The sequence below is a fragment of the Pseudomonas pisciculturae genome (assembly GCF_015461805.1).
Classification (GTDB): Bacteria; Pseudomonadota; Gammaproteobacteria; order Pseudomonadales; family Pseudomonadaceae; genus Aquipseudomonas; species Aquipseudomonas pisciculturae.
Window position 1 is genome coordinate 248,828 of record NZ_JACVZE010000007.1, and the last position, 26,791, is coordinate 275,618.

The window sequence follows — 26,791 nt, forward strand, 5'->3', positions numbered from 1 at the left end:
TGGCCTGTAGCTATGTAGTGCCAGGCGTTTCCTGGATGGCGGCACGATGGCGGCTACTTTCCCTCTTTGAGATGCCACGATGCCGTCTGATTCATTAATACCCGCACCCCTGATCGTAAACGACACGCAGCAACAGGTCACCTTGCGTGGCCAATGGCTTGCGCTCAATCGACAGATCGTCGAGCAGTTCCAGCCGCCGCCGACGTTTCATTCATTCGTGCAGCATGAGTTCGAGCAAGCCTTCCCGACGTTGACGCCTGGTCTCGATGTGCGCCAGGGCTTCATCCAATTGCCTCAAAGCGAGGTGCCCACGCCATCCGAAGCGGTATTGCTGCCTTCGCTGCTGGACGCGGTGGTGCAACGTCTTATTGCTCAACAGCCTTCGACTTACGAGAGCCGCATGGCCACTTTGTTTCGGCGCCCGGCCATTGGCGACGATTTGCAGTCGCTGGTCGGCGTTACCCCGGCTGGCCTTGATAAATTCCTTGACCGTCTGGCCGAGGGGGCGTCGACGTACTTTTCGGCCTATATGGATGCCTATTGGGCCCGCCCGCGCAGCCCGGCCGATACGCGTACCCAGAAACAATGGTTGGTGCACACCCATACCGAACGGTTGGCAGCAGAGGTAGCGCTGCTTGGCGCGGACGGCTTACTCAGCCCCGCAGCCCAGGAGGTGTTCGCGCAGGTGCGGCTTTACCCTGAGGCCCAGGCACGGCAGGTGCTGCGGGCTGACCGGCCGTGCGTCTACGCGGTTGCCCTCAGCGGTGGTTTGACGCTGTGCGGGGCATTTGTGCTGACTGCCAGGGACCCGGAGCAAACCGTGGTCAGGCCTGTGAGTGAGGTCCAGCCGGTCAGGGTGCGCCCGGTGGACCCGAGCATGAACCTGGGCACGGTGTTGTTGTTTCTCCCGGGCACCGGCCTTGAGGCGTTTGACTCCCTGGCCAGCCTTGACCGTGAGCTGCATCGGCGTTTGAACCACGCCGTAGAATTTGCCGGTGTGCTGGACTTGCTGGCAGAAACCGAGCAAGCCCATGGCCTGGCCCTTCATCGCCAGCGAAAGGATACGGGGCAGGTGACGTACCTGGAGCGGCTGGACTCACCGTTCAACTACAGCATTGAAACCCAATGCCAACTGATACAGGACAACTGCATCGCCACGCTTACGCGCTACCAGGCACAAGGTGAGCAGGCCCAGATGTACCATCTGCCGAGCGCGTGGGATCGAGTGATAGACCCAGGCCGCCCCTTCAACGCAGTCGGTGTAATGGCAGGTCGGGAAATAAAGCGTGGCCAGGCGCAGCTCAAGGCGTTTCTTCAGGACGCGTCTGCGACCGACAAAGACGCCTGGCATGCAGCGATGGCTGACTATTGCAACCAATTGTTGAGCCTGCCGGATGCCGAGGGCTTACCTTCGCTGGCGCAGTACAGCGATAAACCGGCCCTGCTGGCGTACGCCAACCAACAGTTGCGCATCCGACTCAAGGCCGATCATGCGCTGGACATTGACCCCGACGATATCCGGGTGCACACCAAAGAGCCCTACATTCCACCTACGGTGGTCGTCCCCGGTGCTCCGGCCCCCGCGCCTCGCGAGCCCGGTACGCCGTTGTTCCGGCATCGCAGCCGGACACTGACAGAACTGGCCCTGGAAAATGTCGGCGGTTTGGATCTGAACTTCACACATTTCTCCAGGCTCAGTGAAAATACCGGCAAGAAGCCGGATGAAGTACTGCTTCCCGAAGATCTCACCCCGGCCACGCCCTACGAGGGCCTTAGCTTGCACAACGTCAAGGACTTGGTGCGCACGGTCAACGTCGGGCAAGGTTACGAGATGCTGTTGAAAGATCGCCTGATCACCTCGCCCGGTGCGTTGGCGCAAAAAAACACGTATGGCCAGGTCATGTTGCGTCAGCTGCGTCTGGACGCCATCGAGGCCAAGATCAACGGTGATTTTCTGCCGGACCGCCTGGCGCGAGGGTTCAATTGGGTGCGGGTGGTGCTCGACGAGCCCGTGGACAGTGACCGCCGCGAGCACGTCGAAGGGCATCGGATACTGGTGCAGCACTTGAAACTGCGGGGCCAGCGCGTGCGTGGGGTACTGCTGTTTTGCACCTCGACCTCCGGGGTTGGCTCAATCGTCGTGTATACCCCGCAGGCACCGGGCGGGCGGGTGTTTCATGAGTTCGCCAAAGACCGCTTGATGAGCGACTTCGTGATGAACAGCTCGTGGCGCGATTACCTGTTGGGGCGTGTGGAACAGGCGTTCCTACCCCATGTCCGGGCGATGCTCAGGGGCCGTGGTGACGTCTCGATGGTGAGCATGGGCAGGATCGCCCATAGCGTCTTCGAAGACGCGTATGAGGTTGAGGCCAATTTCGCGATCAACGATGCGGGCGCGCAATCGACGAGTACCCATCAAGTCAATGTCGAGACCGGCCTGACAGTAGCCACCGTTGCCTTCGATGTGCTGTCGATGGTGTTACCCATCAAGATCATGTTGCCCATCGGGTTGGCCCGCAGCCTCTACTCGGTGTTCAACGCCGTTGAAGCGCTGAATCTCGGGGACCGTGTCGGCGCTGCTCATTACTTCGTACGGTCGTTGGGCGAACTGATGGGGGCCTTGATGGATGGCGCCATGGGCGCACGCGCTGGGAGCGTCAGTCCCAAGCCGCGCAGGTTGCCTGCCGAGATGGCGCTGAGGAACAAGCCTGACGACGTTGTGCCATTGGTCGGTTGGGAGGGCAAGGGCCTGTATCACAAGGCGTCGAAGGCTGATGGCTCCCAGCACTACTTCCTCAATGATGGGGAGCACTGGTACTCGATCCTCGATGACGGTGACAAGGCCGCTTGGCGCCTCAGGGATGCGCGCAAGCTGACGCAATATCACTACGCGCCCATCCGGCAGAGTGCCTCGGGCCAGTGGGAAGTCGGCTCGCATACGGTAGGCGGGCTAAGGGGCGGCAACCCACCTGAGCGCCAACTCATGGACCTCTACCCGTTTCTGGATGAGGCCCAGGCACGGCGGGTGTTTGAGTCGTTCAATTTCCCGGCAGGACGTGAAGTTGAGTTTCAGGTCGCTCTGGTCCAGAACCTGCGGTTGAGGCTCTCCACGGCTGCGTTTGAGCCCTATTTGAGCGTGCCGCTCGCGCGTTTCCAGCGGCGCCTGGGCGGGCTTGATTTGCCGGACGTAGCGGTTGAAGCGGCTGTTGCCGTTGTACAGCGCCCGCGCCCTGTCGAGCCGCAGCCGGTGCCGAGTCGTCCACGGCCCATCGCGCCAGCCCCCGAGCCTGTATCTGCGCGCCCTGCGAATGAACAATTTATCGAGTGGGGAAAGCGTATCGACAGTGCGGAGCTTGAGGTGGTGGATGCGACAAGGAAAATCTACCGACGGATTGCAGGCGAGCAGCAGGGGCAGGAGTACATAGAGTCGGGCCAGCGCTATTTCGCAATTTTGCCCAGAGCCCTCTCCCGCCCTAATGAGGTATTTATTCGTGACCCTGGGCGACCTGTCGGGAACTTTCTGGACCTGGAGCACCTGCTGCACGCTGGCATCTATAACCAGCCCCGGCAGGCGCAATTCATTACCGGTGACGGCCTGTGGAAAATATCCACCGACGTGCCCTTGAAAAAAACGCTGACCTTGTATGTGGGTGATGCTTTTCCACTGCTAACCCTCGCCAGCCAGGTGGACGTCGCCGTGACGCTGTTCAAACGGGCCAACCCCGCAGGCTTGACCCAATTAGGCTTGAACTCGGTGATACGCACATTGCGCGACTGGCAGTTATGGCTACGCGCGGCCGATATGCGGCTGGCTGATCCGTTTTCGTTGCTCACGAGAACCCCGCGAAGCGCCGACAATAGCTTGCAGCTAGTGAATGTGCTTGGGCGTTACCACCGTTTGAGCTTTCGCCCCGAGCCAGTCGCAGTTCCCTTGTTCAATGCGCTCCCTTTCGGCGTCGATGGGCGATTGAGAACATTGATGAGTGAGGTCGTGAGCCGCTGTCGCTTCGACATCCTCAGTGGCTACAGCCATCCCAGCGACCTGTTGTTCAGGCGCGGGGTGCATCCTAGGCTGTATTGGCTGAGGTTGCGCCGCGTGAATGGTGATCGCATTGCTGGCGATCAGGTGATTTCGCCAGACGTCAACTTGATGGACGCGCCGACGCGCCAATTAGTCGCTCAGGCTCAAGTCAGTAACAGCCTTGTTGCGCTGATGGGAGGAATCCAGCTGACAACGCCAACAGCGTCACCGCAGATTTTTATCATCAGGGTGTAGTGCAAAAAAATGCCCCGAACAGGTCGGGGCATTTTCAGTCACGTAGGTACTGCGGCTGATCAGAACTCGTGATCAGCGCTGTCCGGGTTCAGGTCGCTGATACCCAGCTTGCCGGCAGCGGCTTCGATCGAACCGGTCTGCTTGACCAGTGCGGCGATGGCGTCACGCACGATCTGGTTGCCCGCATCGTTACCGGCGGCGATCAGTTGGTCGTAGTGCTCACCTTTACCAGCGTGGTCAACCATGACCTGGATCTTGGCTTCGGTCGCCGCCAGGTCCGCTTTGAGGGCGGTGTCGGCAGCCGGGTCAGCCTTGGCCACCAGGGACGACAGGCTGGCGCCAGTCATTTTGGTGCCGTCGGTGCGGGTGTACTCGCCCAGGTAGACGTTACGGATGCCCTTGGCGTCGTAGAAGTGCGAGTAGTGGGTGTTGTCGCTGAAGCAGTCTTGCTCGTCTTCTGGCGAGTTGGCTTCCAGGGAAACCTTCATGCGCTCACCGGCCAGCTCGCCCAGGGACAGGCTGCCCATGCCGAACAGCATTTTGCGCAGGCCGTCGGTGGCAGGTTCTGCCTCCAGGGTGGCGCGGTAGTTGTCTTCGACGTTGGGCTTCCAGTTGCCGACCATTTCTTCGAGGTCGCTGACCAGCAGTTGGGTCACAGCGCTCAGGTAGGCGCGGCGACGCTCGTTGTGGCCGCCGGTGGCGCCGTCGCCGGTGAGGTAGTCCGACGCAGGGCGGTTGCCCGCGCCAGGGCCTGTGCCGTTCAGGTCTTGGCCCCACAGCAGGAACTCAATGGCGTGGTAGCCCGTCGCAACGTTGGCTTCGGAGCCGCCCAGCTCGTTGAGGCTGGCGAGTTTTTCCGGGGTGATGTCTTTCACGTCCACTTTGTCTTCGCCGACCTGGATCTCGGTGTTGGCGATGATGTTGGCGGTGGCGCCTGGGTTACCCAGGGCGTGTTCGTAGGACTTGTCGGTGTAGTCGATCAGGCCTTCGTCCAGCGGCCATGCGTTCACCTGGCCTTCCCAGTCGTCGATGATGGTGTTGCCGAAGCGGAACACTTCGCTCTGCAGGTAAGGAACGCGAGCGGCGACCCAGGCTGTGCGGGCGGCTTTCAGGGTTTCGTCGTTGGGCTTGGCGAGGAATGCATCAATGGCGGTTTGCAGGGTTTTCGCAGTGGACTCGGCGTCGCTGTAGACCGCGTACACCATGTCTGCGTAATGCGCGACCACAGCCTTGGCGGCTGCTTCGTCGACCTGGCCTGCAGGGGTGGCAGCCGCTGGAGCGGTAGTGCTGGCAGCCGGGGTCGGCGCCTGGGGCGCTGCGGCCTTGTCTTTACCTTCGCCGCAACCGGCGAGAGAAATGGCAATGGCCAGCAGACTGGCGGTGGCCAGGGGCATACGAATCATGGCGAACATCCTGCTTCGGTTGTTGATAGGGCGCGCGGGGGAGCGCAAAAAGCTGCGACATAATGCGAAAGATTTGCATTTTGTGTAAAGGGTTAAACGTGGGAAATATTTCGTATTGTTTGCGGCGATCAAAGAATGACCGCGTTATTGCGCTCCGCCTGCTTTAAAAACGCCGCCAACTCCCGGGCCTGCAAGGGTTTGCTGTAGTGGTAACCCTGGCCTTCATGGCAGCCTTCAGAAACGATGTACGCCTCTTGTTCCGCGGTTTCCACGCCTTCGGCGATCACCTGCATGCCCAGGCTTTTGCCCAGTTGGATAATCGCCCGCACGATGGTGGCATCGTCGTCATCGTCCAATAGGTCCTGGACGAAGCTCTTGTCGATCTTGATCTTGTCCAGGGGCAGGCTTTTCAGATAGCTCAACGACGAATAGCCAGTGCCGAAGTCATCAATTGCGATCAACGCGCCTGAGCGGCGCAGGCTCAACAGGTGTTGGGCAGCGGTGCTGATGTCTTCCATCAGGCCGGTTTCGGTGACTTCCAGCTCCAGGCTGCGCGGCGGCAGGCGGTAGATCTGCATGAGGTTGTTGACCACCCGCGGCAGCTCGGTGTGGTGCAACTGCACGGTGGAGAGGTTGACCGCCATGCGCAGGTCGCTGAAACCCTGATCATGCCATTCGCGCAATTGCCGGCACGCTTGGTCCAGTACCCACTCGCCAATCGCGATGATGGTGCCGTTCTGTTCTGCCAGCGGGATAAACAGGTCTGGAGGTACCAGGCCGTGCTCCGGGTGTTGCCAGCGGATCAGCGCCTCTACGCCCACCACGCGGTGGTCGCGGTAGCTGATCTGCGGCTGGTACACCAGGTGAAATTGGTTGCGGCTGAGGGCGTCGCGCAGGTCTTTCTCCAGCTCGCGGCGGCGGCGCATTTCGCTGTCGACGCTGGCGATATAGAACTGATAGCGGTTGCGCGAACGGGTCTTGGCCAGGGTCATGGTCTGTTCGGCTTTTTGCAGCAACTTCTCGGTGCTGTCACCGTCTTCGGGGAACAGGGTGATGCCGATGGTGGCGCGCAGGCGGATGCCTTCGTGATCGAGGGGGAACTCCGCTTCCAGGTCGTCGAGGATGCTTTGCGCCAACTCGGCTGCTTCATAGGGTTGGTCGATATCGGCTTGCACCAGGGCGAACTGATCGCCACCCAGGCGCGCGAGGGCACCGAGGCGACCGCTGTGGGCGCGCAACCGGTCAGCCAGGGCCAGCAGCAATTTGTCGCCGGCCTGGTAGGTGAACTGTTCGTTGACGCTTTTGAAGTCATCCAGGCCTACGCACAACACGGCTACGCGGCGTTGGCGGCGGCCGGCGTCGATGAGGATCTTGTCCAGTTGCTCTTGCAGTTTCTGGCGGTTCGGCAGGCCGGTGAGAAAATCGTACTGGGCCATGCGCAGCAGGCTGCTTTCTGCTTCGTGGCGCAGGTGGGTGTTACGTTCGATGGACTCCAACAACTGGTTGGCGGTGTTGATCCACAGCCCCAATTCATTGCGCTCGTGACCCTTGAGCTGGGGGATCTTGTGCTCGCTGGGCCGGTCCGGGTTGATCGACGTCAGGTGCTCGATGATTCGCGACAGGGGTTTGGTCAGCAGCCAGTGATAGACCAGGTACAAAACCAGGCCCATGGCCAGCGCGCGCAGCACGCCAGAAATGAAGATGATCACCGAGTTGACGATAAACCCCTGGCCGTACGTGGCCGTGTCCAGGGTAATACTCAGGTCGCCGTAGTACTCGCTGTAAGGGCCCTTGCCTACCAGTGGGGTGGTAAAGGTGCGTTCCTGGCCAAGAATCAGGTCGGTCAGCCAGCGGCTTGGGGCTTGCTGCAATGCGCGGCTTTTCTGCGCCAGCATGGTTTCATTGGGATGGCCAATGGAGGCCATGCGCACGGCATCGTCCTGGAACAGGCCTTCAATGACCTGCATGCCCATCTCGCGATCCAGGCTGTAGACGGCTTGGGTCGAAGGGTCGCGAAACATGTCGAGGATGCGCTGGGCATCACCGGCCACGGCCTGGCGCGTCTTATAGGCATCAAAGACGATCTGCGCCACGCTCAGCGCCACGCCCACGATCAATGCCGATAAAAGCACGACCCGTAGCAACTTCACCGACAAGCTGTTTTTGAGTTCCAGCTTCAAAGGGGCATTCCTTGTCTCATGCGGGTGGCCTCAATATGCCATGAGTATTGGCAATCCCGTGATGGCAGTCAAAGGGACATTGCGCAGGACATTTCCAGGAAGTTGTCAGGGTGATCAGGTTTACCGAATGGCGCCCATGAAAAAGCCCGGCATGGCCGGGCTTTTTCTACTGCAAGGGTGCTTAGGCAGTGAAGGTCTTGCCTTCGAACTGCTCAGCCACGAACTTCCAGTTGACCAGGTTCCAGAACGCTTCCACATACTTTGGACGCACGTTGCGGTAGTCGATGTAGTAAGCGTGTTCCCAGACGTCGCAGGTCAGCAGCGGGGTGTCGCCGCTGGTCAGCGGGTTGCCGGCGCCGATGGTGCTGGCCAGGGCCAGGGAACCGTCAGCCTTTTTCACCAGCCAGCCCCAACCGGAACCGAAGGTGCCGACCGAAGTCTTGGTGAACTCTTCCTTGAACTTGTCGAACGAACCGAACGCAGCGTTGATGGCCTCAGCCAGCGCGCCGGTAGGTTGACCGCCAGCGTTTGGCGCCAGGCAGTTCCAGTAGAAAGTGTGGTTCCAGACCTGAGCGGCGTTGTTGAAGATACCGCCCGAAGAGGATTTAACGATCTCTTCCAGGGTCTTGCCTTCGAACTCGGTGCCTGGCACCAGGTTGTTCAGGTTCACGACGTAGGTGTTGTGGTGCTTGTCGTGGTGGAATTCCAAGGTTTCCTTGGAAATGTGCGGCTGCAGGGCATCGTGTGCGTAGGGCAGCGGCGGCAATTCGAAAGCCATGATGATTCTCCTAATCAGGTCAGTTGCGGTGAGCGCAAGGCCGATCACGGGCGGCCAAACAAGCGCCGGGGAGTTTGTACTCTTTGCGGCGCAGGGGCAGGATCATAGCACCGGGGGTGCGGCAAAACCACGCAACAACTGTGTGGGATAGAGGTTCCAGAGCGTTTTGGAATATTCCCTACGCGGCGATCAATTGGTAGGCCACGCTGAACATCATCACAGCGACCAACAGGTCCAGCAGGCGCCACGTCGCCGGGCGTGCCAGCCACGGTGCCAGCCATGCGGCGCCTAGGGCCAGGGTGGCGAACCACAGGAACGACGCGCTGGCAGCGCCCGCCACGTACGCACCCGGTTCGGTTTGTTGGGCGCCCAGCGAGCCGATCAGTAGCACGGTGTCCAGATAGACATGGGGGTTGAGCAGTGTTACCGCCAGTGCGCTGAGCATGACTGCGCGCAGCGAGCGCACCTTGAGATTGCCGCCTTGCTCCAGGCTTTGTGTCGAAAAGGCGCGGCGCAATGCCAGGGTGCCGTACCACAGCAGGAACGCCGCGCCGCCCCAGCGGGCAATCGCCAGCAGCAGCGGGTTTTGTGCCAGCACCGTGGCCAGGCCGAAGACTCCGGCGGCGACCAGCAACGCATCGCATACCACGCACAACGCTGCGACGGGCAAGTGATGTTCACGGCGCAGGCTTTGCGCCAGGACAAATGCGTTCTGGGTACCGATGGCCATGATCAGGCCCAGGGCCACCAACAGACCATTCAAGTAGCTTTGCCACATAGAGGTTACTCCGCGTCTATCGCCAGTTGCCGTAAGACTTGCAGGGCGCGTTCGGCATCCTTGCGGCCGACGAACAAGTGATCGTGGTAATAGCCGGCAATCACATTGCAACTGATGCCGGCCTTGCCCAGCGCGCTGGAAAACGCGGCAGTCAGGCCCACGGCTTCCAGGGCAGAATGAACATTCAGGGTGATCCACGCCGCCACGTAATCGAAGGCCAGACCGGCCTGTTCTGCCTGCTGGCGCTCCAGGATCAGGGTCAAGCCTTCCTGTTCGCGAAAGCTGCCGATCACCTCGCAGCCTGGTGGGATACGGTTGTCGGGCAAGGTGCAGAACACGTAGTCACCGTCATTCAAGTGCGGGCTCATGCTGCGCAGCAGGGTTGCCAGGGCGGTTTCGCCAGCCATGTGAAGGATCCTTTAATAGAAGTAAGCAATGCTGGTCATTCTCGGGGGCTAGGCTGTATAAGAAAAACCAATATTGCTGATCGCTCATTAGAGAAACTGATGTTCGACTATAAATTGCTTTCCGCCCTGGCGGCGGTGGTGGAACAGGCCGGCTTCGAACGCGGGGCCCAGGTGTTGGGGTTGTCGCAGTCGGCGATCTCCCAGCGCATCAAGCTGCTTGAGGCGCGCATCGGCCAACCGGTGCTGGTGCGCGCCACGCCGCCAGTGCCCACCGACATCGGCCGGCGCCTGCTCAACCATGTGCAACAGGTACGTCTGCTGGAGCGCGACCTGCAAAGTCAGGTGCCGGCGCTGGATGAGGAAGGCATGCCCGAACGCCTGCGCATCGCCCTGAATGCCGACAGCCTGGCCACGTGGTGGGCCGAGGCTGTGAGTGGTTTTTGCGCCGAGCAGCATTTGTTGCTGGACCTGGTCGTCGAAGATCAGACCGTCGGCCTCAAACGTATGCGTGCCGGTGAAGTGGCGGCCTGCATCTGTGCCAGTGAGCGCCCGGTGGCCGGGGCCCGCAGCCTGTTGTTGGGCGCCATGCGCTATCGAGCATTGGCCAGCCCGGCTTTTATAGCGCGGCATTTTCCGAACGGTGTGCGTGCCGATCAGTTGGCTCGCACACCGGCCTTGGTGTTTGGCCCGGATGATTTCCTGCAGCACCGCTACCTGGCATCCCTCGGCGTGGATGGCGGTTTCGAACACCATTTATGCCCGTCGTCCGAAGGGTTTATCCGCCTGACCGAAGCCGGCCTGGGCTGGGGCCTGGTGCCTGAATTGCAAGTGCGCGAGCAGTTGCAAAAGGGCGTGCTGGTGGAGTTATTGCCAGATAAGCCCATCGATGTGCCGTTGTACTGGCATCATTGGCGCAGTGGCGGGCAACTGCTGAGCTTGTTGACCGACCATTTGGCCCAGGCGTGTGGGCAATGGTTGGTGCCGTTGGAGTGATGGCGGGCGTCAAGGCAACAGCGATGAAAAACGAAAGAACACGGGGTAATACATGAAAATTCTGGTCACCGGCGCAAGCGGCTTCATCGGCGGGCGTTTTGCGCGTTTCGCCCTGGAGCAGGGCCTGGACGTGCGGGTCAACGGGCGACGCGCTGAAGGTGTAGAGCACCTGGTCAGGCGTGGCGCCGAGTTTATCCAGGGTGATCTGAATGATGCCGACCTGGTGCGCCACCTGTGCCGCGATGTCGAAGCGGTGGTGCATTGCGCCGGGGCTGTCGGGCTGTGGGGTAAATACCAGGACTTCCACCAGGGCAATGTGCTGGTGACTGAGAACGTCGTCGAAGCCTGCCTCAAGCAGCATGTTGGGCGGTTGGTGCACCTGTCGTCACCGTCGATCTATTTCGATGGCCGCGATCATCTGGGCTTGACTGAAGAGCAAGTGCCCAAGCGCTTCAAGCACCCCTATGCAGCCACCAAATACTTGGCCGAGCAGAAGGTATTTGGCGCCCAGGAGTTTGGCCTTGAAGTCATTGCCCTGCGCCCGCGTTTCGTCACGGGCGCTGGCGATATGAGCATCTTCCCGCGCCTGCTGAAGATGCAGCGCAAGAACCGCCTGGCCATCGTCGGCGACGGCCTGAACAAGGTCGACTTCACCAGCGTACACAACCTCAACGAAGCCTTGCTCAGCAGCTTGCTTGCCCCAGGTTCGGCACTGGGCCGTGCCTACAACATCAGCAACGGCACGCCGGTGCCGGTGTGGGATGTCGTGAACTATGTGATGCGCCAAATGGAGTTGCCTCAGGTAGCCCGTTACCGGTCCTACGGCTTGTCCTACAGCGTGGCGGCACTCAACGAAGCCTTTTGTGCGATGTGGCCCGGCCGACCGGAGCCAGCGTTATCCCGCCTGGGCATGCAGGTCATGAACAAAGATTTCACCCTGGATATCAGCCGGGCCAGGCATTATCTGGACTACGAGCCCAAGGTCAGCCTGTGGACCGCCCTCGACGAGTTCTGCAGTTGGTGGAAGGCCCAGGACCCAGGGTTGAAGTAAGGTCACACCAGGCAACACATCGGGAACCGAATCTGTGGTTCCGGGTCGATCAGTGCGACGGGAACGCGGTTTATACTCCCGCCGCTCGGCTTACCAGCTCGCCACTTACCGATTCAGGGTTGATTCATGCGCAACGATGCTAAAGACGACGACTTCGACAACGTTCCCAGCCTGCGGGCCGATGTTGGGGATGACGATGATTTCGAACCAACTCCCGCGACCTCGGTGCGTTCGCGCAACACCAAGGTGGTCAAGGTCAAGAGTGCCAGCACCGGCCCGTTGTGGGCCTTGATCGGCGCGCTGTTGATCGCCTTTGCAGGCCTTGCCTGGTGGAGCTTCCAGCAGATCTCCCTGATGGGCCAGCAACTGGTGGCCACTCAAGAAAGCTTTGCGCGCATCAGCGAAGAAGCGGCGGGGCGCCTGCAAGACATTTCCGGCAAGGTCGTGGCCAGTGAAGCCAGCGTGAACAACGGCAGTGAAGCGCTGAAGCTGCAGATCAAGCAGCTGCAAAGCCAATTGCTGGAGCAGGGCAAGCAGCAGATTGGCGTGGCCGGCCAGGCCTCTGAACTGGACAAACGTCTGGCTCAGATGACCGCCAGCACCACCGAGCTGTCCAGTGCCAACAGCAAGCTGCAAGGCCAGGTGCAGGCCCTGACCGATGCGGTAGCCACGCTCAAGGCGGCGCAAGGCGATGCAGGCAAGCGTGATACCGAACTCAAGGAACTGGCCGCCGATGTTGCCGCGCTCAAGAAGCAAGGCAACCCGAGTGCTGCCATCGCTCGCCTGGAACAGGATCTGGTGGTGTTGAAGAGCGCCCAGGACAGCCAACCCGTCAACAGCGATGCGCCGACCAATAAAGAGTTTGATGTGTTCCGCATCCAGACCACGCGCAATATCACCACCTTGCAGAGCCAGGTGCAAAACCTGCAACAGCAGCTCAATGCACCGGCAAAGGTAACGCCGCTGGGCCAATGATCGAAACCGGCTCCAAGTGTGGGAGGGGGCTTGCCCCCGATTGCGGTGGCTCAGTAATCAGATGCAGTGACTGACACTCAGCTATCGGGGGGCAAGCCCCCTCCCACAAATGCCCTCCATACACTTGTATTTGTCACCGCTTGGTGACATTTCCCTTGCCCTTCGTTACTTGCCCCTACCGCCCCCTTGTTTAGACTCCGGTCACCCCACAAACAATAATAAGGGCCACCCATGACCACCCAACCACTGCCCGCCAGCAGTTGGCTGAACGCGCCTGCCCACCACGCCTGGCTCGCCGCCGAAGGCCAGCGCCTGCTGTCATTCGCCAAGGCTTCCCGGCTGCCCGACGGCTTCGGCAACCTGGACGATAAAGGCCAACTGCCGAGCAACGCCCACGCCGAAACCATGAACACCGCCCGCATGACCCACAGCTTCGCCATGGCCCACGCCATGGGGCTGCCCGGTTATGCCGACCTGGTGGCCCACGGTGTCGCAGCCCTCAGCGGCCCTTTAAAGGATGCCGAACACGGTGGCTGGTTCGCCACGCCCCACGCCGTCGACGGCAACCGTGGCAAGGCCGCTTACCTGCACGCCTTTGTAGCCCTGGCCGCCAGCTCGGCGGTGGTGGCTGGCGCGCCCGGTGCGCAAACCTTGCTCAACGACGCCATCCATATCATCGACCAGTTCTTCTGGAGCGAAGAGGAAGGCGTGATGCTCGAATCCTTTGCCCAGGACTGGAGCGGCGTCGAAGCCTATCGCGGCGCCAACAGCAACATGCACGCCACCGAATCTTTCCTCGCACTGGCCGACGTGACCGGCGACACACGCTGGCTGGACCGCGCGCTGCGCATTGTTGAACGGGTGATCCATACCCACGCCGCCGCCAACCAATTTATGGTGATCGAGCATTTCGACGCCCACTGGCAACCGGTGCTCGGTTACAACGAAGACAACCCCGCCGATGGCTTTCGCCCCTACGGCATCACCCCCGGCCATGGTTTCGAATGGGCGCGGCTGGTGCTGCACCTGGAAGCCGCCCGCCTGCGCGCCGGGCTGGTCACGCCGGACTGGCTGCTGACCGACGCCAAAGGCCTGTTCGCCAGCGCCTGCGAATACGCCTGGGCCGTCGATGGCGCCCCCGGCATCGTCTATACCCTCGACTGGAACCAACGCCCCGTGGTGCGAGAGCGCCTGCACTGGACCCACGCCGAAGCCAGCGCCGCCGCCCAAGCCTTGCTCAAACGCACCGGTGAACAGCACTACGAAACCTGGTATCGGCGTTTCTGGGAGTTTTGCGAAACCCATTTCATCGACCGTACCCACGGGAGCTGGCACCACGAACTCAGCCCGCATAACAGACCCAGCAGCAACATCTGGGGCGGCAAGCCAGACCTGTACCATGCCTGGCAAGCGGTTCTGCTGCCTGCGTTACCCTTGGCACCCAGCATGGCCAGTGCATTGGGAAGCGGGTCTTATGTCACCAAGTGGTGACATTTGTACGTCCCTTTGTTACCTGCGCCCTAAACATCCCTGTTTAAACTCCGTGCAGCGCAAGCTCTAGACTTGCATGCATAACAACAAAAAAAGGTACTCAGATGAACGCGATTAATCGCCTCGCCGTCGCTATTTCCATTGCCTCGTTGTTTCCCCTCACTGCATTTGCAGCCGACTCCAAAGGTACGGTTGAAGTGGTGCATTGGTGGACTTCTGGTGGTGAGAAAGCGGCTGTAGATGTCCTGAAGGCCCAAGTTGAGAAAGACGGCTTTACCTGGAAAGACGGTGCCGTTGCAGGTGGCGGTGGTGCTACGGCCATGACCGTACTCAAAAGCCGCGCAGTCGCCGGCAACCCACCCGGCGTTGCCCAGATCAAAGGCCCCGACATTCAGGAATGGGCGTCCACAGGCCTGCTCGACACTGACGTCTTGAAAGACGTGGCCAAAGAAGAAAAATGGGACTCCCTGCTCGACAAGAAAGTCTCCGATACCGTGAAGTTCGACGGTGACTACGTCGCCGTGCCGGTCAACATCCACCGCGTCAACTGGCTGTGGATCAACCCGGAAGTCTTCAAGAAAGCCGGTATCACCAAGAACCCAACTACCCTCGAAGAATTCTACGCAGCCGGCGACAAGCTCAAGGCCGCGGGCTTCATTGCGCTCGCCCACGGTGGCCAGCCTTGGCAGGACAGCACCGTGTTCGAAGCCGTGGTTCTGTCGGTGATGGGTGCCGATGGCTACAAGAAAGCCCTGGTCGACCTGGACAACGGCGCGCTGACTGGCCCGGAAATGGTCAAGTCGCTCACCGAACTGAAGAAAGTCGCGACCTACATGGACGTCGACGGCAAAGGCCAGGACTGGAACCTCGAAGCGGGCAAGGTCATCAATGGCAAGGCCGGCATGCAGATCATGGGTGACTGGGCCAAGTCCGAATGGACCGCCGCCAAGAAAGTAGCCGGCAAGGACTACGAGTGCGTAGCTTTCCCAGGCACCGACAAAGCCTTCACCTACAACATCGACTCCCTGGCGGTGTTCAAGCAGAAAGACAAAGGCACTGCTGCCGGTCAGCAGGACATTGCCAAAGTCGTGCTGGGTGAAAACTTCCAGAAAGTGTTCAGCATCAACAAAGGTTCGATCCCTGTTCGCAACGACATGCTGACCAAAATGGACAGCTACGGCTTCGACTCCTGCGCACAAACCGCCGCCAAAGACTTCCTGGCAGACGCCAAGACCGGCGGCCTGCAGCCAAGCATGGCGCACAACATGGCCACCACCCTGGCTGTGCAAGGCGCGTTCTTTGACGTCGTGACCAACTTCATCAACGACCCGAAAGCCGACCCGGCCGACACCGCCAAGAAACTGGGCGCTGCGATCAAGTCTGCCAAGTAAGGCCTGGTAGCGTTTTTGTAGGAGCCGGGCTTGTGTGGGAGCGGGCTTGCTCGCGAATGCGGTATATCAGACACACATGTGTCAACTGACCCACCGCCTTCGCGAGCAAGCCCGCTCCCACAAAAAGCCTACTCCACAAGGTTTATTGGCTAGTCCTTTTTCCCTGTATTGGATTTCCCCATGAGTTCTGTTGCTGTGTTCAGCAAAGCCTCGCCGTTCGATGCACTGCAGCGCTGGCTACCCAAGTTGGTGCTGGCGCCCAGCATGTTCATCGTGTTGGTGGGCTTCTACGGCTACATCCTGTGGACGTTTGTACTCTCGTTCACAACATCTACCTTCCTGCCAAGCTACAAATGGGCGGGCCTTGCGCAATACGCGCGGTTGTTCGACAACGACCGCTGGTGGGTAGCGAGCAAGAACCTGGCGGTATTCGGCGGGATGTTTATCGGCATCACGTTGGTGATCGGTGTGACGCTGGCGATTTTTCTCGACCAGAAAATCCGCCGCGAAGGCTTTATCCGCACCATTTACCTGTACCCGATGGCGCTCTCGATGATCGTCACCGGTACGGCCTGGAAATGGCTGCTCAACCCGGGCATGGGCCTGGACAAACTCCTGCGGGACTGGGGCTGGGAAGGCTTCCGTCTCGACTGGCTGATCGACCCGGATCGCGTGGTCTACTGCCTGGTAATCGCCGCCGTGTGGCAAGCCTCGGGCTTTATCATGGCGATGTTCCTGGCTGGCCTGCGTGGTGTTGATCAATCCATCATCCGCGCCGCGCAAATCGACGGCGCAAGCCTGCCGCGCATCTACTGGAGCGTGGTGTTGCCAAGTCTGCGCCCGGTGTTCTTCAGTGCGGTGATGATTTTGGCGCACATTGCGATCAAGAGCTTCGACCTGGTGGCGGCGATGACCGCAGGCGGTCCGGGCTATTCGTCCGATTTGCCGGCGATGTTCATGTACTCGTTCACCTTCAGCCGTGGCCAGATGGGCATGGGCTCGGCCAGTGCCATCCTGATGCTCGGTGCGATCCTCGCGATCATCGTGCCTTACCTCTACTCCGAGCTGAGGACCAAGCGTAATGACTAGTCTCGCTGCCAAACCTTCCATCAGCCTGAGCCGCATCGCGATCTACGCGGTGCTGATCCTCGCTGTGCTGCTGTACCTGGTGCCGCTGGTGGTGATGCTGCTCACCAGCTTCAAGACCCCCGAAGACATCAGCACCGGCAACCTGCTGAGCTGGCCCACCGTGGTCAGCGGCATCGGCTGGGTCAAAGCCTGGGACACGGTGGATGGCTACTTCTGGAACTCGATCAAGATCACCGTTCCCGCTGTGCTGATCTCCACCGCCATCGGTGCATTGAACGGCTATGTGCTGTCGTTCTGGCGTTTCAAGGGTTCGCAGTTGTTCTTCGGCCTGCTGTTGTTCGGCTGCTTCCTGCCGTTCCAAACCGTGCTGCTGCCGGCGTCGTTTACCCTCGGCAAGATGGGCCTGGCCAGCACCACCACCGGCTTGGTGTTTATCCATGTGGTCTACGGGCTGGCGTTCACCACGCTGTTCTTCCGTAACTACTACGTGAGCATCCCGGATGCGCTGATCAAGGCGGCACGCCTGGACGGTGCGGGTTTCTTCACCATCTTCCGTCAGATCATTCTGCCGATGTCGACGCCGATCATCATGGTCTGCCTGATCTGGCAGTTCACCCAGATCTGGAATGACTTCCTGTTTGGCGTGGTGTTCTCCAGCGGCGACTCCCAGCCCATCACGGTGGCGCTGAACAATCTGGTCAACACCAGCACCGGGGCCAAGGAATATAACGTGGATATGGCGGCGGCGATGATCGCCGGGCTGCCGACCCTGCTGGTCTATGTGATCGCAGGCAAGTATTTCGTGCGCGGCCTCACGGCCGGCGCGGTCAAGGGGTAATCATGGCTACGCTTGAACTTCGCAATGTAAACAAGACCTATGGCGCCGGCCTGCCCGACACCTTGAAGAACATCGAACTGTCGATCAAAGAGGGCGAGTTCCTGATTTTGGTCGGTCCTTCGGGGTGCGGTAAATCCACGCTGATGAACTGCATCGCGGGTCTGGAGACCATCACCGGCGGCGCGATCATGATCGGCGACCAGGACGTGAGCGGCATGAGCCCCAAGGACCGCGACATCGCCATGGTGTTTCAGTCCTACGCGCTGTACCCGACCATGAGCGTGCGCGAAAACATCGAGTTCGGCCTCAAGATCCGCAAGATGCCCCAGGCTGACATCGATGCCGAAGTGGCGCGGGTGGCCAAGCTGTTGCAGATCGAACACCTGCTCAATCGCAAGCCGGGCCAACTGTCCGGTGGCCAGCAACAGCGTGTGGCCATGGGCCGTGCCCTGGCACGTCGGCCGAAGATCTATCTGTTTGATGAACCATTGTCCAACCTCGACGCCAAGCTGCGCGTCGAGATGCGTACCGAAATGAAGCTGATGCACCAGCGCCTCAAGACCACCACCGTTTACGTGACCCACGACCAGATCGAAGCGATGACCCTGGGCGACAAGGTGGCGGTGATGAAGGACGGCATCATCCAGCAGTTCGGCACGCCTAAAGACATCTATAACAACCCGGCCAACCAGTTCGTGGCGAGCTTTATCGGCTCGCCGCCGATGAACTTCGTGCCTCTGCGTCTGCAGCGCAAGGACGGTCGCCTGGTGGCCCTGCTCGACAGCGGCCAGGCCCGTTGCGAACTGGCACTGAACGTGACAGACGCCGGGCTTGAAGACCGCGACGTGATTCTGGGCCTGCGCCCGGAGCAAATCATGCTGGCGACGGGCGAGGGCGATACGGCCTCCAGCATCCGTGCCGAAGTACAGGTCACCGAGCCAACCGGCCCGGACACCCTGGTCTTTGTGCAACTCAATGACACCAAGGTCTGCTGCCGCCTGGCACCCGACGTAGCGCCGCAGGTGGGCGAGACCCTCACGCTGCAATTTGATCCAGCCAAGGTTTTGTTGTTCGACGCCAATACCGGCGAGCGTCTGGGCACTGTGCAGTCACAGTCTGCCCCTGTGGGCGCCGGGCTTGCCCGCGATGGCATCACTGCGTTGTAACTGAAGGACCGAATTGCCTGCATCGCGGGCAAGCCCGGCGCCCACAGAAGTAGATAAGTTGTTGTTTTAGATAAAAAAAGTAAACCACGTTAGATAAAAACAGTTTAATAACAATAAAGACGAGGATGTAGGGATGAAAAAGCAACACAACAATGCTCGGCTGATCTGCCAACTGTCAGCAGCAGCAGCCCTGGTTTTGTCCGCCAATGCGATGGCGGACGAAGCGTTCAGCGCCGATTCCAAGTGGATGACTGGCGATTGGGGTGGTGAACGTACCAAGCTGATCGAGCAAGGTATCGACATCAAGGCTGATTACGTCGGTGAAATGGGCTACAACGCCCACGGCGGTTACAACAACGACAAGACCGGTCGCTACGCTGACCAGTTCGGTCTGGGCGTAGCCCTGGACCTGGAAAAACTGTGGGGCTGGGACAACACCCAGGCCAAGATCCAGTTGACCAACCGTAACGGCCAAAACATCTCCAACGACCGCATTGGCGACCCGCGTGCCGGCACGCTGAGCTCGTCGATGGAAGTGTACGGTCGTGGCCACATGGTGCGTCTGACCCAGTTCTGGATCCAGCACCAGATGTTCGATAACAAGCTCGACGTGAAACTCGGCTATTTCGGCGAAGGCGAAGACTTCAACACTTTCCCGTGCGACTTCCAGAACCTGTCGTTCTGCGGCTCCCAGGTCGGCAACTATGTGAACACCTGGTACAACTGGCCAGTCAGCCAGGCTGCCATCCGCGTGAAGTACCACATCACCCCAGAGCTGTATGCGCAAATCGGCGCGTACAACCAGAACCCATCGCAGCTGGAGCACGGCAACGGCTTCAAGCTCAGCGGCAGTGGCACCAAGGGCACCGTGATTCCAGTGGAGTTGGTTTGGTCGCCGAAGGTTAACAACCTGCCGGGCGAATACCGTGTGGGCTTCTACAAGAGCGCGGCCGATGCGGCTGACGTACGCGAAGACGTCAACGGCAACAACGCTGCCACCACGGGCGAAGACTACCGCACCCGCAGCAGCAAAAAAGGCTACTGGTTCGTTGCGCAACAGCAACTCACCACTCACAACGGCGACGCTTCCCGTGGTCTGAACATCGCGGCCAACGCCACGTTCCACGACAAGGAAACCAACACCGTCGACAACTACCAGTCGTTGATGCTGGTGTACAAAGGCCCATTCGATGCGCGTCCAAAAGACGATGTCGGCATTGGCGCAGCGCGTCTGCACGTCAACAAGGATGTGAAGAAAAACGCCGAGTTGCTCAACGTCGCCAATGGTGTGGACGACTACGACAACGCGCTGTACACGCCGATTCGCGAAACCGAGTACAACTTTGAAATCAACTACGGCTTCCACGTTACCAACTGGCTGACCGTACGCCCTAACCTGCAATACGTCGTGCAACCTGGCGGCGTGGATAAAGTCGATAACGCGTTGGTAGCGGGCCTGAAAATTCAGTCTACGTTCTAACGCTGTTGCGATAAGCTCCTTCTCTCTGTGCGCATTTTGCGGGTAGCCATGGCTACCCGCTTTTTTTGGGGAAGGGGAGCACATCTCCCTGTGGGAGCTGGCTTGCCTGCGATGGCATCAACGCGGTACAGCAGGCAAACCGCGTTGATACCATCGCAGGCAAGCCAGCTCCCACAAAGACATTCAGGACAGTGGCACATGCATGAGCAACCGCTGCAACGTTTTTTCAAATCCCTGCGCGAACGCCCGGTGTTCGCCTGGGAGCGCTTTCAGATGCGCGATGTGTTGGTGATCGATCATCCGTTGTGCCAGGCGGTGTTCAGCCGCCAGGGTGCGCAATTGCTGCATTTTCAGCCGACAGGTCAAAAACCCTGGTTGTGGTGCGCCGCCAAGTGGCCGCAGGTCGGAGCCATCCGGGGTGGTATTCCGGTGTGCTGGCCGTGGTATGGCCGTCACCCCAGCGAAAACGCCTGGCCGTCCCACGGTTGGGCGCGCTTGATCGACTGGAAACTGCTGGACAGCAGCACCGACGATGACGGCGTGCGCCTGCACTGGCAATTACAGCTGTGCGACTGGCAGGTTGACCTGCATGCGCACCTGGGCGAAACGCTGGAACTTAAACTGAGCACCGAGCATCAGGACGAGCTGCCGTGCCAACTGAGCCACGCTTTGCATGCTTACTGGCGTATTGGTCACGTTGACGAGATAGCGCTGTCTGGGCTCGACGGGGCGCAAGGTTATGACCAGCTCAGTCGCCAGGCTTGCCAGCAGGAAGGTGAGTTGCGGGTGGACGGTGGGTGTCAACGGGTGTTTCAGCATGAGGGTGAATTGCAGCTCAAAGACCATGCTTGGCAGCGCGAGCTGTGCATCGATACCGGCGACAGTGCGGACACTGTGGTGTGGCATCCGGGCAGCCGGCCGCTGTTGGGCGTGAGTTTTAACGAGGCGTCGGGGTTTGTGTGCGTGGAATCGGCGATGGCCGGGGCCAGCTTGGCGCCGGGGGAGAGGGCGCACCTTAGTTTGCAGGCTCGGGCTGGGGTTTAGCGGTGTTGCTGATGGCCCTATCGGGGGCAAGCCCCCTCCCACATTGACTGTATTCACACATTTAAATTTGTGAACACGGTCAGTGTGGGAGGGGGCTTGCCCCCGATGAGGCCAGTACAGCCATCACAAAATCCAGCTAGTTGAATTCATCCCCAACCGGATACCGGCTGTCATTCAAGCTCTCTTTGATCTTGCGCAAATGCGGCTGGAAATCCACCCCACGGCGCAACGTCATGCCGGTCGCCAGCACGTCCAATACGGTCAATTGAATGATCCGCGACGTCATCGGCATATAGATGTCCGTGTCTTCCGGCAAAGGAATATTCAGGCTCACCGTGCTGGCCTTGGCCAGCGGCGAATTCTCTGCCGTGACGCCGAGCACAGACGCGCCGTTTTCCCGGGCGATACGCGCCACTTCCACCAGCTCGCGGGTACGCCCGGTGTAGGAAATAATCACGAACAACTCACCGGTGTGTGCCACCGAGGCGATCATGCGTTGCATCAGCACGTCGGCGTGGGCGGTCACGGCCAGGTTGAAACGGAAGAACTTGTGCAGCGCATCCATGGCTACCGGGGCCGAAGCGCCGAGGCCGAAGAAGTGGATCTGCCGCGCCTGGATCAACAAGTCCACGGCCTTGCTGATCAAGGCTGGGTCCAGCGCCTGGCAGGCACTGTCCAGGGACGCAATGGCGCTGCCAAAGATCTTCTGGGTGTAGGCCTCAGGGTTATCATCGGCTTCCACGGCGCGGCTGACATACGCCGCACCGCTGGCCAGGCTTTGCGCTAGCTGCAATTTCAGTTCAGGGTAACCGCTCACGCCGAACGAACGGCAGAAACGGTTGACCGTCGGTTCACTGACCGAGGCGGCCTGGGCGAGGGCGGCAATAGAGAAGCGGGTCGCCTGCTGCGGGTTGAGCAGGATGACCTCGGCGACTTTTTTCTCGGCCTTGTTCAATTCTTCGAGGCGGTTCCGGATCTGTTCCAGAAGATTTCGCACGCGGTCCATTCAGTCTTTCCTTCGGGCGACGATGCAAATAAGAGGTGGCAACCAATCGATGAGTGGCCTTTTGCGGTGGCCTATCCTACTGAGGGTAGCTGAACACCACCACTCGGAATGCGTATTTCGGGAAAATGTTGTGGTTATTACTACATTTTTCCTTGAGTGATGCCTTGAAAAAAGGTATTTGTAGCTTAACTTGATAAAAGAACAAACATCATGCCTTTGATAACCGTGGAACCCTGCACCTTTGCCCTGTTTGGCGCCTTGGGTGATCTGGCGCTGCGCAAGTTATTTCCTGCCCTCTATCAACTGGATGGCGCCGGCCTCCTGCACGACGACACCCGCATCCTGGCCCTGGCCCGTGAAGCAGGGTCGGCGCAGGACCACGTGGCCCATATTGAAAAAGAACTGCGCAAGTACGTTGGCAAAGAGCTCGACGAAGCCATCGCCCAGCGCTTCCTGGCCCGTTTGACTTACGTACACGTCGACTTCAAGAATGCCGACGACTACGTAGCCCTGGCAGAAATCGCCGGCACTGCACAAACCCTGATCGCTTACTTCGCCACACCGGCTGCGGTGTATGGCGCGATCTGCGAGAACTTGTCCAAGGTCGGCCTGGCAGAAAACACCCGCGTGGTGCTGGAAAAACCCATCGGCTCGGACCTGGAGTCCTCGCGCAAGGTCAACGACGCCGTGGCGCAGTTCTTCCCCGAGAACCGCACCTACCGCATCGACCACTACCTGGGCAAAGAGACCGTCCAGAACCTGATCGCCCTGCGTTTCGCCAACAGCCTGTTCGAAACCCAGTGGAACCAGAATTACATCTCCCACGTGGAAATCACCGTGGCCGAGCAGGTTGGCATCGAAGGCCGTTGGGGCTACTTCGACAAGGCCGGCCAGCTGCGGGACATGATCCAGAACCACCTGCTGCAACTGCTTTGCCTGATTGCCATGGACCCACCGGCCGACTTGTCTGCCGACAGCATCCGTGACGAGAAGGTCAAGGTGCTCAAGGCCCTGGCGCCCATCAGCCCGGAAGGCCTGACCACTCAAGTGGTGCGCGGCCAGTACATCGCCGGCTACAGCGCTGGCAAGCCGGTGCCGGGGTATCTGGAAGAAGAAAACTCCAACACCCAGAGCGACACCGAGACCTTCGTCGCCCTGCGTGCCGATATCCGCAACTGGCGTTGGGCCGGGGTGCCGTTCTACCTGCGTACCGGCAAGCGCATGCCGCAAAAGCTGTCGCAGATCGTCATTCACTTCAAGGAGCCGTCCCACTACATCTTCGCCCCCGAGCAGCGCTTGCAGATCAGCAACAAACTGATCATCCGCCTGCAACCGGACGAAGGGATCTCCTTGCGCGTGATGACCAAGGAGCAGGGCCTGGACAAGGGCATGCAACTGCGCAGCGGCCCGCTGCAACTGAATTTTTCTGACACCTATCGCAGCGCACGGATTCCCGATGCCTACGAGCGGCTGTTGCTGGAAGTGATGCGCGGCAATCAGAACCTGTTTGTTCGCAAAGATGAAATCGAAGCCGCGTGGAAGTGGTGTGACCAGTTGATCGCCGGGTGGAAAAAGTCCGGTGATGCGCCCAAGCCGTATGCGGCGGGTTCCTGGGGGCCGATGAGCTCCATTGCACTGATCACGCGGGATGGGAGGTCGTGGTATGGCGATATCTGATTTGAAACTGCCTCAGGGCGTAACGCCCCATGAGTACCGCACGCCGGTGCTGTTGGCTGAGGGCTTGGCCACTGACGTGGCCGAGCAATTGCGCACGGCCATCAGCGCCCGTGGCGAGGCAACTTTGGTGGTGTCCGGTGGCCGTAGCCCCGTGGCGTTTTTCCAGCACTTGGCCAAGCAAGGCCTGGACTGGTCCAAGGTCACTGTGACCCTGGCCGACGAGCGCTGGGTGCCGGTGGAGCATGCCGACAGCAATGCTGGCCTGTTGAAGCAGCACTTGTTGCAAGGCCCGGCAGCCAAGGCCAAGTTCTTGAGCCTTTACAGCGCAGCCGCCAATCTTGAAGACGCTGCCGAGCAGGCTGATCGCCTGCTGGCCGAACTGCCAGCCATAGACGTGCTGGTACTGGGCATGGGCGATGACGGCCACACCGCCTCGCTGTTTCCCAATAGCCCGAACCTGAGCGAAGCGCTGAAGGCCGACGGTACCCGCCGTTGCTGGCCGATGCTGGCGCCGACCGTGCCACACCAGCGCCTGACCATGAGTCGCGCACTGCTGGCCACGGCCAACTACACCGTGTTGTCGATTTCCGGCAGCTCGAAACTGACAACCTTAAGCGCCGCACTGGCCAGTGACGACGTTGCTGCCATGCCTGTTCGCGCGTTTTTGCAACCTACATTAGAGATTTACTGGTGCCCATGAGCCAAGGATCAGCCGCTATGAAAAGCCCTCAACCGACCGTTTCCATGGCGGATAAAGTTGCCCTGATCGACAGCCTCTGCGCCAAGGCGCGGATTCTGCCGGTGATCACCATTGCCCGCGAACAGGACATCCTGCCGCTGGCCGATGCTCTGGCAGCCGGTGGTTTGACCGCATTGGAAGTGACCCTGCGTTCCGAGTTCGGCCTCAAGGCCATTCAGGTACTGCGCGAGCAACGCCCTGAACTGTGCACCGGTGCTGGCACCGTGCTGGATCGCCACATGCTCGAAGCGGCAGAAGTGGCCGGCTCGCAATTTATCGTCACCCCAGGCATCACCCGCGACCTGTTGGAAGCTTCGGTGCACAGCCCAATTCCGCTGCTGCCGGGCATCAGCAATGCTTCGGGCATCATGGAAGGCTATGGCCTGGGATATCGCCGCTTCAAGCTGTTCCCGGCTGAAGTCAGCGGTGGCGTAGCCGCCATCAAGGCGCTGGGCGGCCCGTTTGGCGAAGTGAAATTCTGCCCCACCGGCGGCGTCGGCCCGGCCAACATCAAGAGCTACATGGCGTTGAAAAACGTGATGTGCGTGGGTGGTAGCTGGATGCTCGACCCGGAGTGGATCAAGAACGGCGACTGGGCGCGTATCCAGGAAGTCACCGCGCAGGCGCTGGCGCTGCTGGACTGATCTGATTTAACGAATCGTTGTTGCTGTGCTTAACGGCATTTTTGCGGCGCACTTGGTCGGTGTGCCGCTTTTTTTTGCCTGTAAAAAATGTTGAATTCAACGCCGATCAAATGTGGGAGGGGGCTTGCCCCCGATGACAGAGTGTCAGTCAACCTATCTGCAGCTAACACACCGCCATCGGGGGCAAGCCCCCTCCCACATTTTATTCTGCGTTCAGTTCGGTGATGGCGTGGACCAGTACATTGATATCCGCCGCTGACGTGACCAACCCCGGCGTCACCCGAATGCAGGTGCCAAATGCCGCGCCCACTCGGGTCGTGGTGAACAGGTCGTAATCCCTGAGCAATCGATCCACCATCACCTGCTGATCCTTACCCACAAACTTGAACGCCGTAATCCCACAATAAAGCCGCGGATCATCCGGCGTCAGCACCTCAACCCCTGCCAACGGCCGTACCAAGCTCACCCAAAGATCGCGCAGGTAATTCACCCGCGCGCCCTTGGCCGCCGAGCCACCCAAGGCGCGATGTTCTTCAAACACCAGCGGCAAGGTCATCAGCGCCGGAAAGTTCGGTGTGCTGTAGGACGTGCGCGCTCGTACGTCGGTAGGTGGGTAGTGGAACTCGCCCATGTCCGGGTCGATATCCGCCAGGCGTTCTGGCGCGATGTACAGAAAGCCCAGGGTCAGCGGTGCACCGATCCATTTGTGCAGGTTGAAACCGGCGAACTGAATGCCCAGCTCGGTGAGGTTGAAGTCGATTTGACCCAGGGCATGGGCGCCATCGAGGATCACGTCTACATCATGCTCACGCGCGGCTTTGGCAATCGCCGCAACGGGCATCACCAGCCCGGTGCGATGGGTCACGTGGGTGAGTGCCATCAGTTTTAAACGTGGGTACTGCACAAACGCATCACGATAGGTCTGTAGCAGGCTGTCGAAACTCGCCGGGTGCGCGTGGGACAGTTCGATCACCTCCACGCCCCGCACGCCAGCCAGCCAACGCATCGCGCCTTTGACCGTGTCGTACTCCAGGTCACTGATCAGCACCTGGTCGCCCGGTTGCAGGCGGTTGTAGTTTCGAATCAGCGACTGCAACGCTTCGGTGGCGTTACGGGTGAAGGCAACTGACTCGGGGTCGACATTGATCAGCTCGGCCAATTGGCGGCGGACCTCGACGTTCTCGCCTTGCTCAAAGCGCTGGCGCACGTAGAGCGAGTTACTGCGGTTGATAAACGCAACGTGTTCCAGATACTGCGCCTGCACCGCTCGGCTCATGCGGCCGAAGTAGCCGTTCTCCAGGTTGATAGGCCCGGGCTCCAGGTCATAGCGCTGGGCAATGGCTTGCCAGTGACGTTCGTTGTCTGCATTCCTTGGCATGGCGAGG

21 protein-coding genes are annotated in these 26,791 nt (G+C 60.0%); 14 read left to right on the forward strand and 7 right to left on the reverse strand.

Features of this window, described 5'->3' with window-relative positions; genetic code table 11:
- Window positions 1-79: 79 nt before the first annotated feature.
- The gene (locus ICY20_RS20200) at window positions 80-4,276 is read left to right on the forward strand and encodes a dermonecrotic toxin domain-containing protein (RefSeq protein WP_194938433.1); all 4,197 of its coding nucleotides are present in this window, start codon (window positions 80-82) and stop codon (window positions 4,274-4,276) included.
- Between the two features lie 59 nt (window positions 4,277-4,335).
- Here ICY20_RS20200 and ICY20_RS20205 read toward each other — a convergent pair whose 3' ends face one another.
- From ICY20_RS20205 to ICY20_RS20225, 5 genes are all read right to left on the reverse strand, one after another.
- Complete coding sequence (locus ICY20_RS20205; protein WP_194938434.1) at window positions 4,336-5,679, reverse strand: imelysin family protein; 1,344 nt, start codon at window positions 5,677-5,679, stop codon at window positions 4,336-4,338.
- Between the two features lie 128 nt (window positions 5,680-5,807).
- Complete coding sequence (locus tag ICY20_RS20210; protein WP_194938435.1) at window positions 5,808-7,859, reverse strand: putative bifunctional diguanylate cyclase/phosphodiesterase; 2,052 nt, start codon at window positions 7,857-7,859, stop codon at window positions 5,808-5,810.
- A gap of 181 nt (window positions 7,860-8,040) precedes the next feature.
- The gene (locus ICY20_RS20215; RefSeq protein ID WP_017125974.1) at window positions 8,041-8,637 is read right to left on the reverse strand and encodes a superoxide dismutase; all 597 of its coding nucleotides are present in this window, start codon (window positions 8,635-8,637) and stop codon (window positions 8,041-8,043) included.
- Window positions 8,638-8,815: 178 nt separating this feature from the next.
- On the reverse strand, window positions 8,816-9,415 hold the full coding sequence (locus ICY20_RS20220; protein ID WP_194938436.1) for a LysE/ArgO family amino acid transporter: 600 nt from the start codon (window positions 9,413-9,415) through the stop codon (window positions 8,816-8,818).
- A 5-nt stretch (window positions 9,416-9,420) separates the two neighbouring features.
- Window positions 9,421-9,822, reverse strand: a complete 402-nt coding sequence (locus ICY20_RS20225; RefSeq protein WP_194938437.1) for an ACT domain-containing protein — start codon at window positions 9,820-9,822, stop codon at window positions 9,421-9,423.
- 99 nt (window positions 9,823-9,921) lie between these two features.
- Between ICY20_RS20225 and ICY20_RS20230 the strand changes: the two genes are divergently transcribed.
- The 10 genes from ICY20_RS20230 (at window position 9,922) to ICY20_RS20275 (ending at window position 21,340) form a co-directional block, all read left to right on the forward strand.
- On the forward strand, window positions 9,922-10,815 hold the full coding sequence (locus tag ICY20_RS20230; RefSeq protein ID WP_194938438.1) for a LysR family transcriptional regulator ArgP: 894 nt from the start codon (window positions 9,922-9,924) through the stop codon (window positions 10,813-10,815).
- 52 nt (window positions 10,816-10,867) lie between these two features.
- Window positions 10,868-11,866 (forward strand): NAD-dependent epimerase/dehydratase family protein, encoded by a 999-nt coding sequence (locus ICY20_RS20235; protein WP_194938439.1) that lies wholly within the window; start codon window positions 10,868-10,870, stop codon window positions 11,864-11,866.
- A 126-nt stretch (window positions 11,867-11,992) separates the two neighbouring features.
- Window positions 11,993-12,841 carry an ATPase gene (locus tag ICY20_RS20240; protein WP_159955661.1) on the forward strand — a complete coding sequence of 283 codons (849 nt, stop codon included), beginning with the start codon at window positions 11,993-11,995 and terminating at the stop codon, window positions 12,839-12,841.
- Between the two features lie 231 nt (window positions 12,842-13,072).
- A complete protein-coding gene (locus ICY20_RS20245; protein ID WP_194938440.1) occupies window positions 13,073-14,332 on the forward strand; it encodes a D-mannose isomerase in 1,260 nt (419 codons plus the stop codon).
- A gap of 104 nt (window positions 14,333-14,436) precedes the next feature.
- Window positions 14,437-15,723, forward strand: coding sequence for an ABC transporter substrate-binding protein (locus ICY20_RS20250; RefSeq protein WP_159955665.1), 1,287 nt, complete (start codon window positions 14,437-14,439; stop codon window positions 15,721-15,723).
- Between the two features lie 180 nt (window positions 15,724-15,903).
- On the forward strand, window positions 15,904-16,812 hold the full coding sequence (locus ICY20_RS20255; RefSeq protein ID WP_053257700.1) for a carbohydrate ABC transporter permease: 909 nt from the start codon (window positions 15,904-15,906) through the stop codon (window positions 16,810-16,812).
- Window positions 16,805-17,650 carry a carbohydrate ABC transporter permease gene (locus ICY20_RS20260; protein ID WP_194938441.1) on the forward strand — a complete coding sequence of 282 codons (846 nt, stop codon included), beginning with the start codon at window positions 16,805-16,807 and terminating at the stop codon, window positions 17,648-17,650. The genes ICY20_RS20255 and ICY20_RS20260 overlap by 8 nt, the downstream gene beginning before the upstream one ends.
- 2 nt (window positions 17,651-17,652) lie before the next feature.
- Window positions 17,653-18,816 carry an ABC transporter ATP-binding protein gene (locus ICY20_RS20265; RefSeq protein WP_159955669.1) on the forward strand — a complete coding sequence of 388 codons (1,164 nt, stop codon included), beginning with the start codon at window positions 17,653-17,655 and terminating at the stop codon, window positions 18,814-18,816.
- Between the two features lie 133 nt (window positions 18,817-18,949).
- Window positions 18,950-20,296, forward strand: coding sequence for a carbohydrate porin (locus ICY20_RS20270; RefSeq protein ID WP_159955671.1), 1,347 nt, complete (start codon window positions 18,950-18,952; stop codon window positions 20,294-20,296).
- Between the two features lie 198 nt (window positions 20,297-20,494).
- Complete coding sequence (locus ICY20_RS20275; protein WP_159955673.1) at window positions 20,495-21,340, forward strand: D-hexose-6-phosphate mutarotase; 846 nt, start codon at window positions 20,495-20,497, stop codon at window positions 21,338-21,340.
- Window positions 21,341-21,476: 136 nt separating this feature from the next.
- Here ICY20_RS20275 and ICY20_RS20280 read toward each other — a convergent pair whose 3' ends face one another.
- Entirely contained in the window at window positions 21,477-22,337 is an 861-nt protein-coding gene (locus ICY20_RS20280) for a MurR/RpiR family transcriptional regulator (protein WP_170039859.1), read from the reverse strand.
- A 219-nt stretch (window positions 22,338-22,556) separates the two neighbouring features.
- Here ICY20_RS20280 and zwf point away from each other — a divergent pair, with 219 nt between their 5' ends.
- Genes zwf through ICY20_RS20295 form a run of 3 tightly spaced genes read left to right on the forward strand, consistent with a single transcriptional unit; the run spans window position 22,557 to window position 25,406 of the window.
- Window positions 22,557-24,023 (forward strand): glucose-6-phosphate dehydrogenase, encoded by a 1,467-nt coding sequence (gene zwf, locus ICY20_RS20285; RefSeq protein ID WP_159955675.1) that lies wholly within the window; start codon window positions 22,557-22,559, stop codon window positions 24,021-24,023.
- Entirely contained in the window at window positions 24,010-24,723 is a 714-nt protein-coding gene (gene pgl / locus ICY20_RS20290; RefSeq protein WP_159955677.1) for a 6-phosphogluconolactonase, read from the forward strand. The genes zwf and pgl overlap by 14 nt, the downstream gene beginning before the upstream one ends.
- 17 nt (window positions 24,724-24,740) lie before the next feature.
- On the forward strand, window positions 24,741-25,406 hold the full coding sequence (locus ICY20_RS20295; protein ID WP_034139098.1) for a bifunctional 4-hydroxy-2-oxoglutarate aldolase/2-dehydro-3-deoxy-phosphogluconate aldolase: 666 nt from the start codon (window positions 24,741-24,743) through the stop codon (window positions 25,404-25,406).
- Window positions 25,407-25,608: 202 nt separating this feature from the next.
- Here the strand turns inward: ICY20_RS20295 and ICY20_RS20300 are convergent, their stop codons facing one another.
- Window positions 25,609-26,784: an aminotransferase class V-fold PLP-dependent enzyme gene (locus ICY20_RS20300; protein ID WP_194938442.1), complete on the reverse strand. Its 1,176-nt coding sequence runs from the start codon at window positions 26,782-26,784 to the stop codon at window positions 25,609-25,611.
- Between the last annotated feature and the right edge of the window lie 7 nt (window positions 26,785-26,791).

Coding starts and splice junctions, on each gene's coding strand:
- ICY20_RS20200 (WP_194938433.1), top strand. CDS start 80: ATGCCGTCTGATTCATTAATACCCGCACCCCTGATCGTAAACGACACG.
- ICY20_RS20205 (WP_194938434.1), bottom strand. CDS start 5,679: ATGATTCGTATGCCCCTGGCCACCGCCAGTCTGCTGGCCATTGCCATT.
- ICY20_RS20215 (WP_017125974.1), bottom strand. CDS start 8,637: ATGGCTTTCGAATTGCCGCCGCTGCCCTACGCACACGATGCCCTGCAG.
- ICY20_RS20220 (WP_194938436.1), bottom strand. CDS start 9,415: ATGTGGCAAAGCTACTTGAATGGTCTGTTGGTGGCCCTGGGCCTGATC.
- ICY20_RS20225 (WP_194938437.1), bottom strand. CDS start 9,822: ATGGCTGGCGAAACCGCCCTGGCAACCCTGCTGCGCAGCATGAGCCCG.
- ICY20_RS20230 (WP_194938438.1), top strand. CDS start 9,922: ATGTTCGACTATAAATTGCTTTCCGCCCTGGCGGCGGTGGTGGAACAG.
- ICY20_RS20235 (WP_194938439.1), top strand. CDS start 10,868: ATGAAAATTCTGGTCACCGGCGCAAGCGGCTTCATCGGCGGGCGTTTT.
- ICY20_RS20240 (WP_159955661.1), top strand. CDS start 11,993: ATGCGCAACGATGCTAAAGACGACGACTTCGACAACGTTCCCAGCCTG.
- ICY20_RS20245 (WP_194938440.1), top strand. CDS start 13,073: ATGACCACCCAACCACTGCCCGCCAGCAGTTGGCTGAACGCGCCTGCC.
- ICY20_RS20250 (WP_159955665.1), top strand. CDS start 14,437: ATGAACGCGATTAATCGCCTCGCCGTCGCTATTTCCATTGCCTCGTTG.
- ICY20_RS20255 (WP_053257700.1), top strand. CDS start 15,904: ATGAGTTCTGTTGCTGTGTTCAGCAAAGCCTCGCCGTTCGATGCACTG.
- ICY20_RS20260 (WP_194938441.1), top strand. CDS start 16,805: ATGACTAGTCTCGCTGCCAAACCTTCCATCAGCCTGAGCCGCATCGCG.
- ICY20_RS20265 (WP_159955669.1), top strand. CDS start 17,653: ATGGCTACGCTTGAACTTCGCAATGTAAACAAGACCTATGGCGCCGGC.
- ICY20_RS20270 (WP_159955671.1), top strand. CDS start 18,950: ATGAAAAAGCAACACAACAATGCTCGGCTGATCTGCCAACTGTCAGCA.
- ICY20_RS20275 (WP_159955673.1), top strand. CDS start 20,495: ATGCATGAGCAACCGCTGCAACGTTTTTTCAAATCCCTGCGCGAACGC.
- zwf (WP_159955675.1), top strand. CDS start 22,557: ATGCCTTTGATAACCGTGGAACCCTGCACCTTTGCCCTGTTTGGCGCC.
- pgl (WP_159955677.1), top strand. CDS start 24,010: ATGGCGATATCTGATTTGAAACTGCCTCAGGGCGTAACGCCCCATGAG.
- ICY20_RS20295 (WP_034139098.1), top strand. CDS start 24,741: ATGAAAAGCCCTCAACCGACCGTTTCCATGGCGGATAAAGTTGCCCTG.
- ICY20_RS20300 (WP_194938442.1), bottom strand. CDS start 26,784: ATGCCAAGGAATGCAGACAACGAACGTCACTGGCAAGCCATTGCCCAG.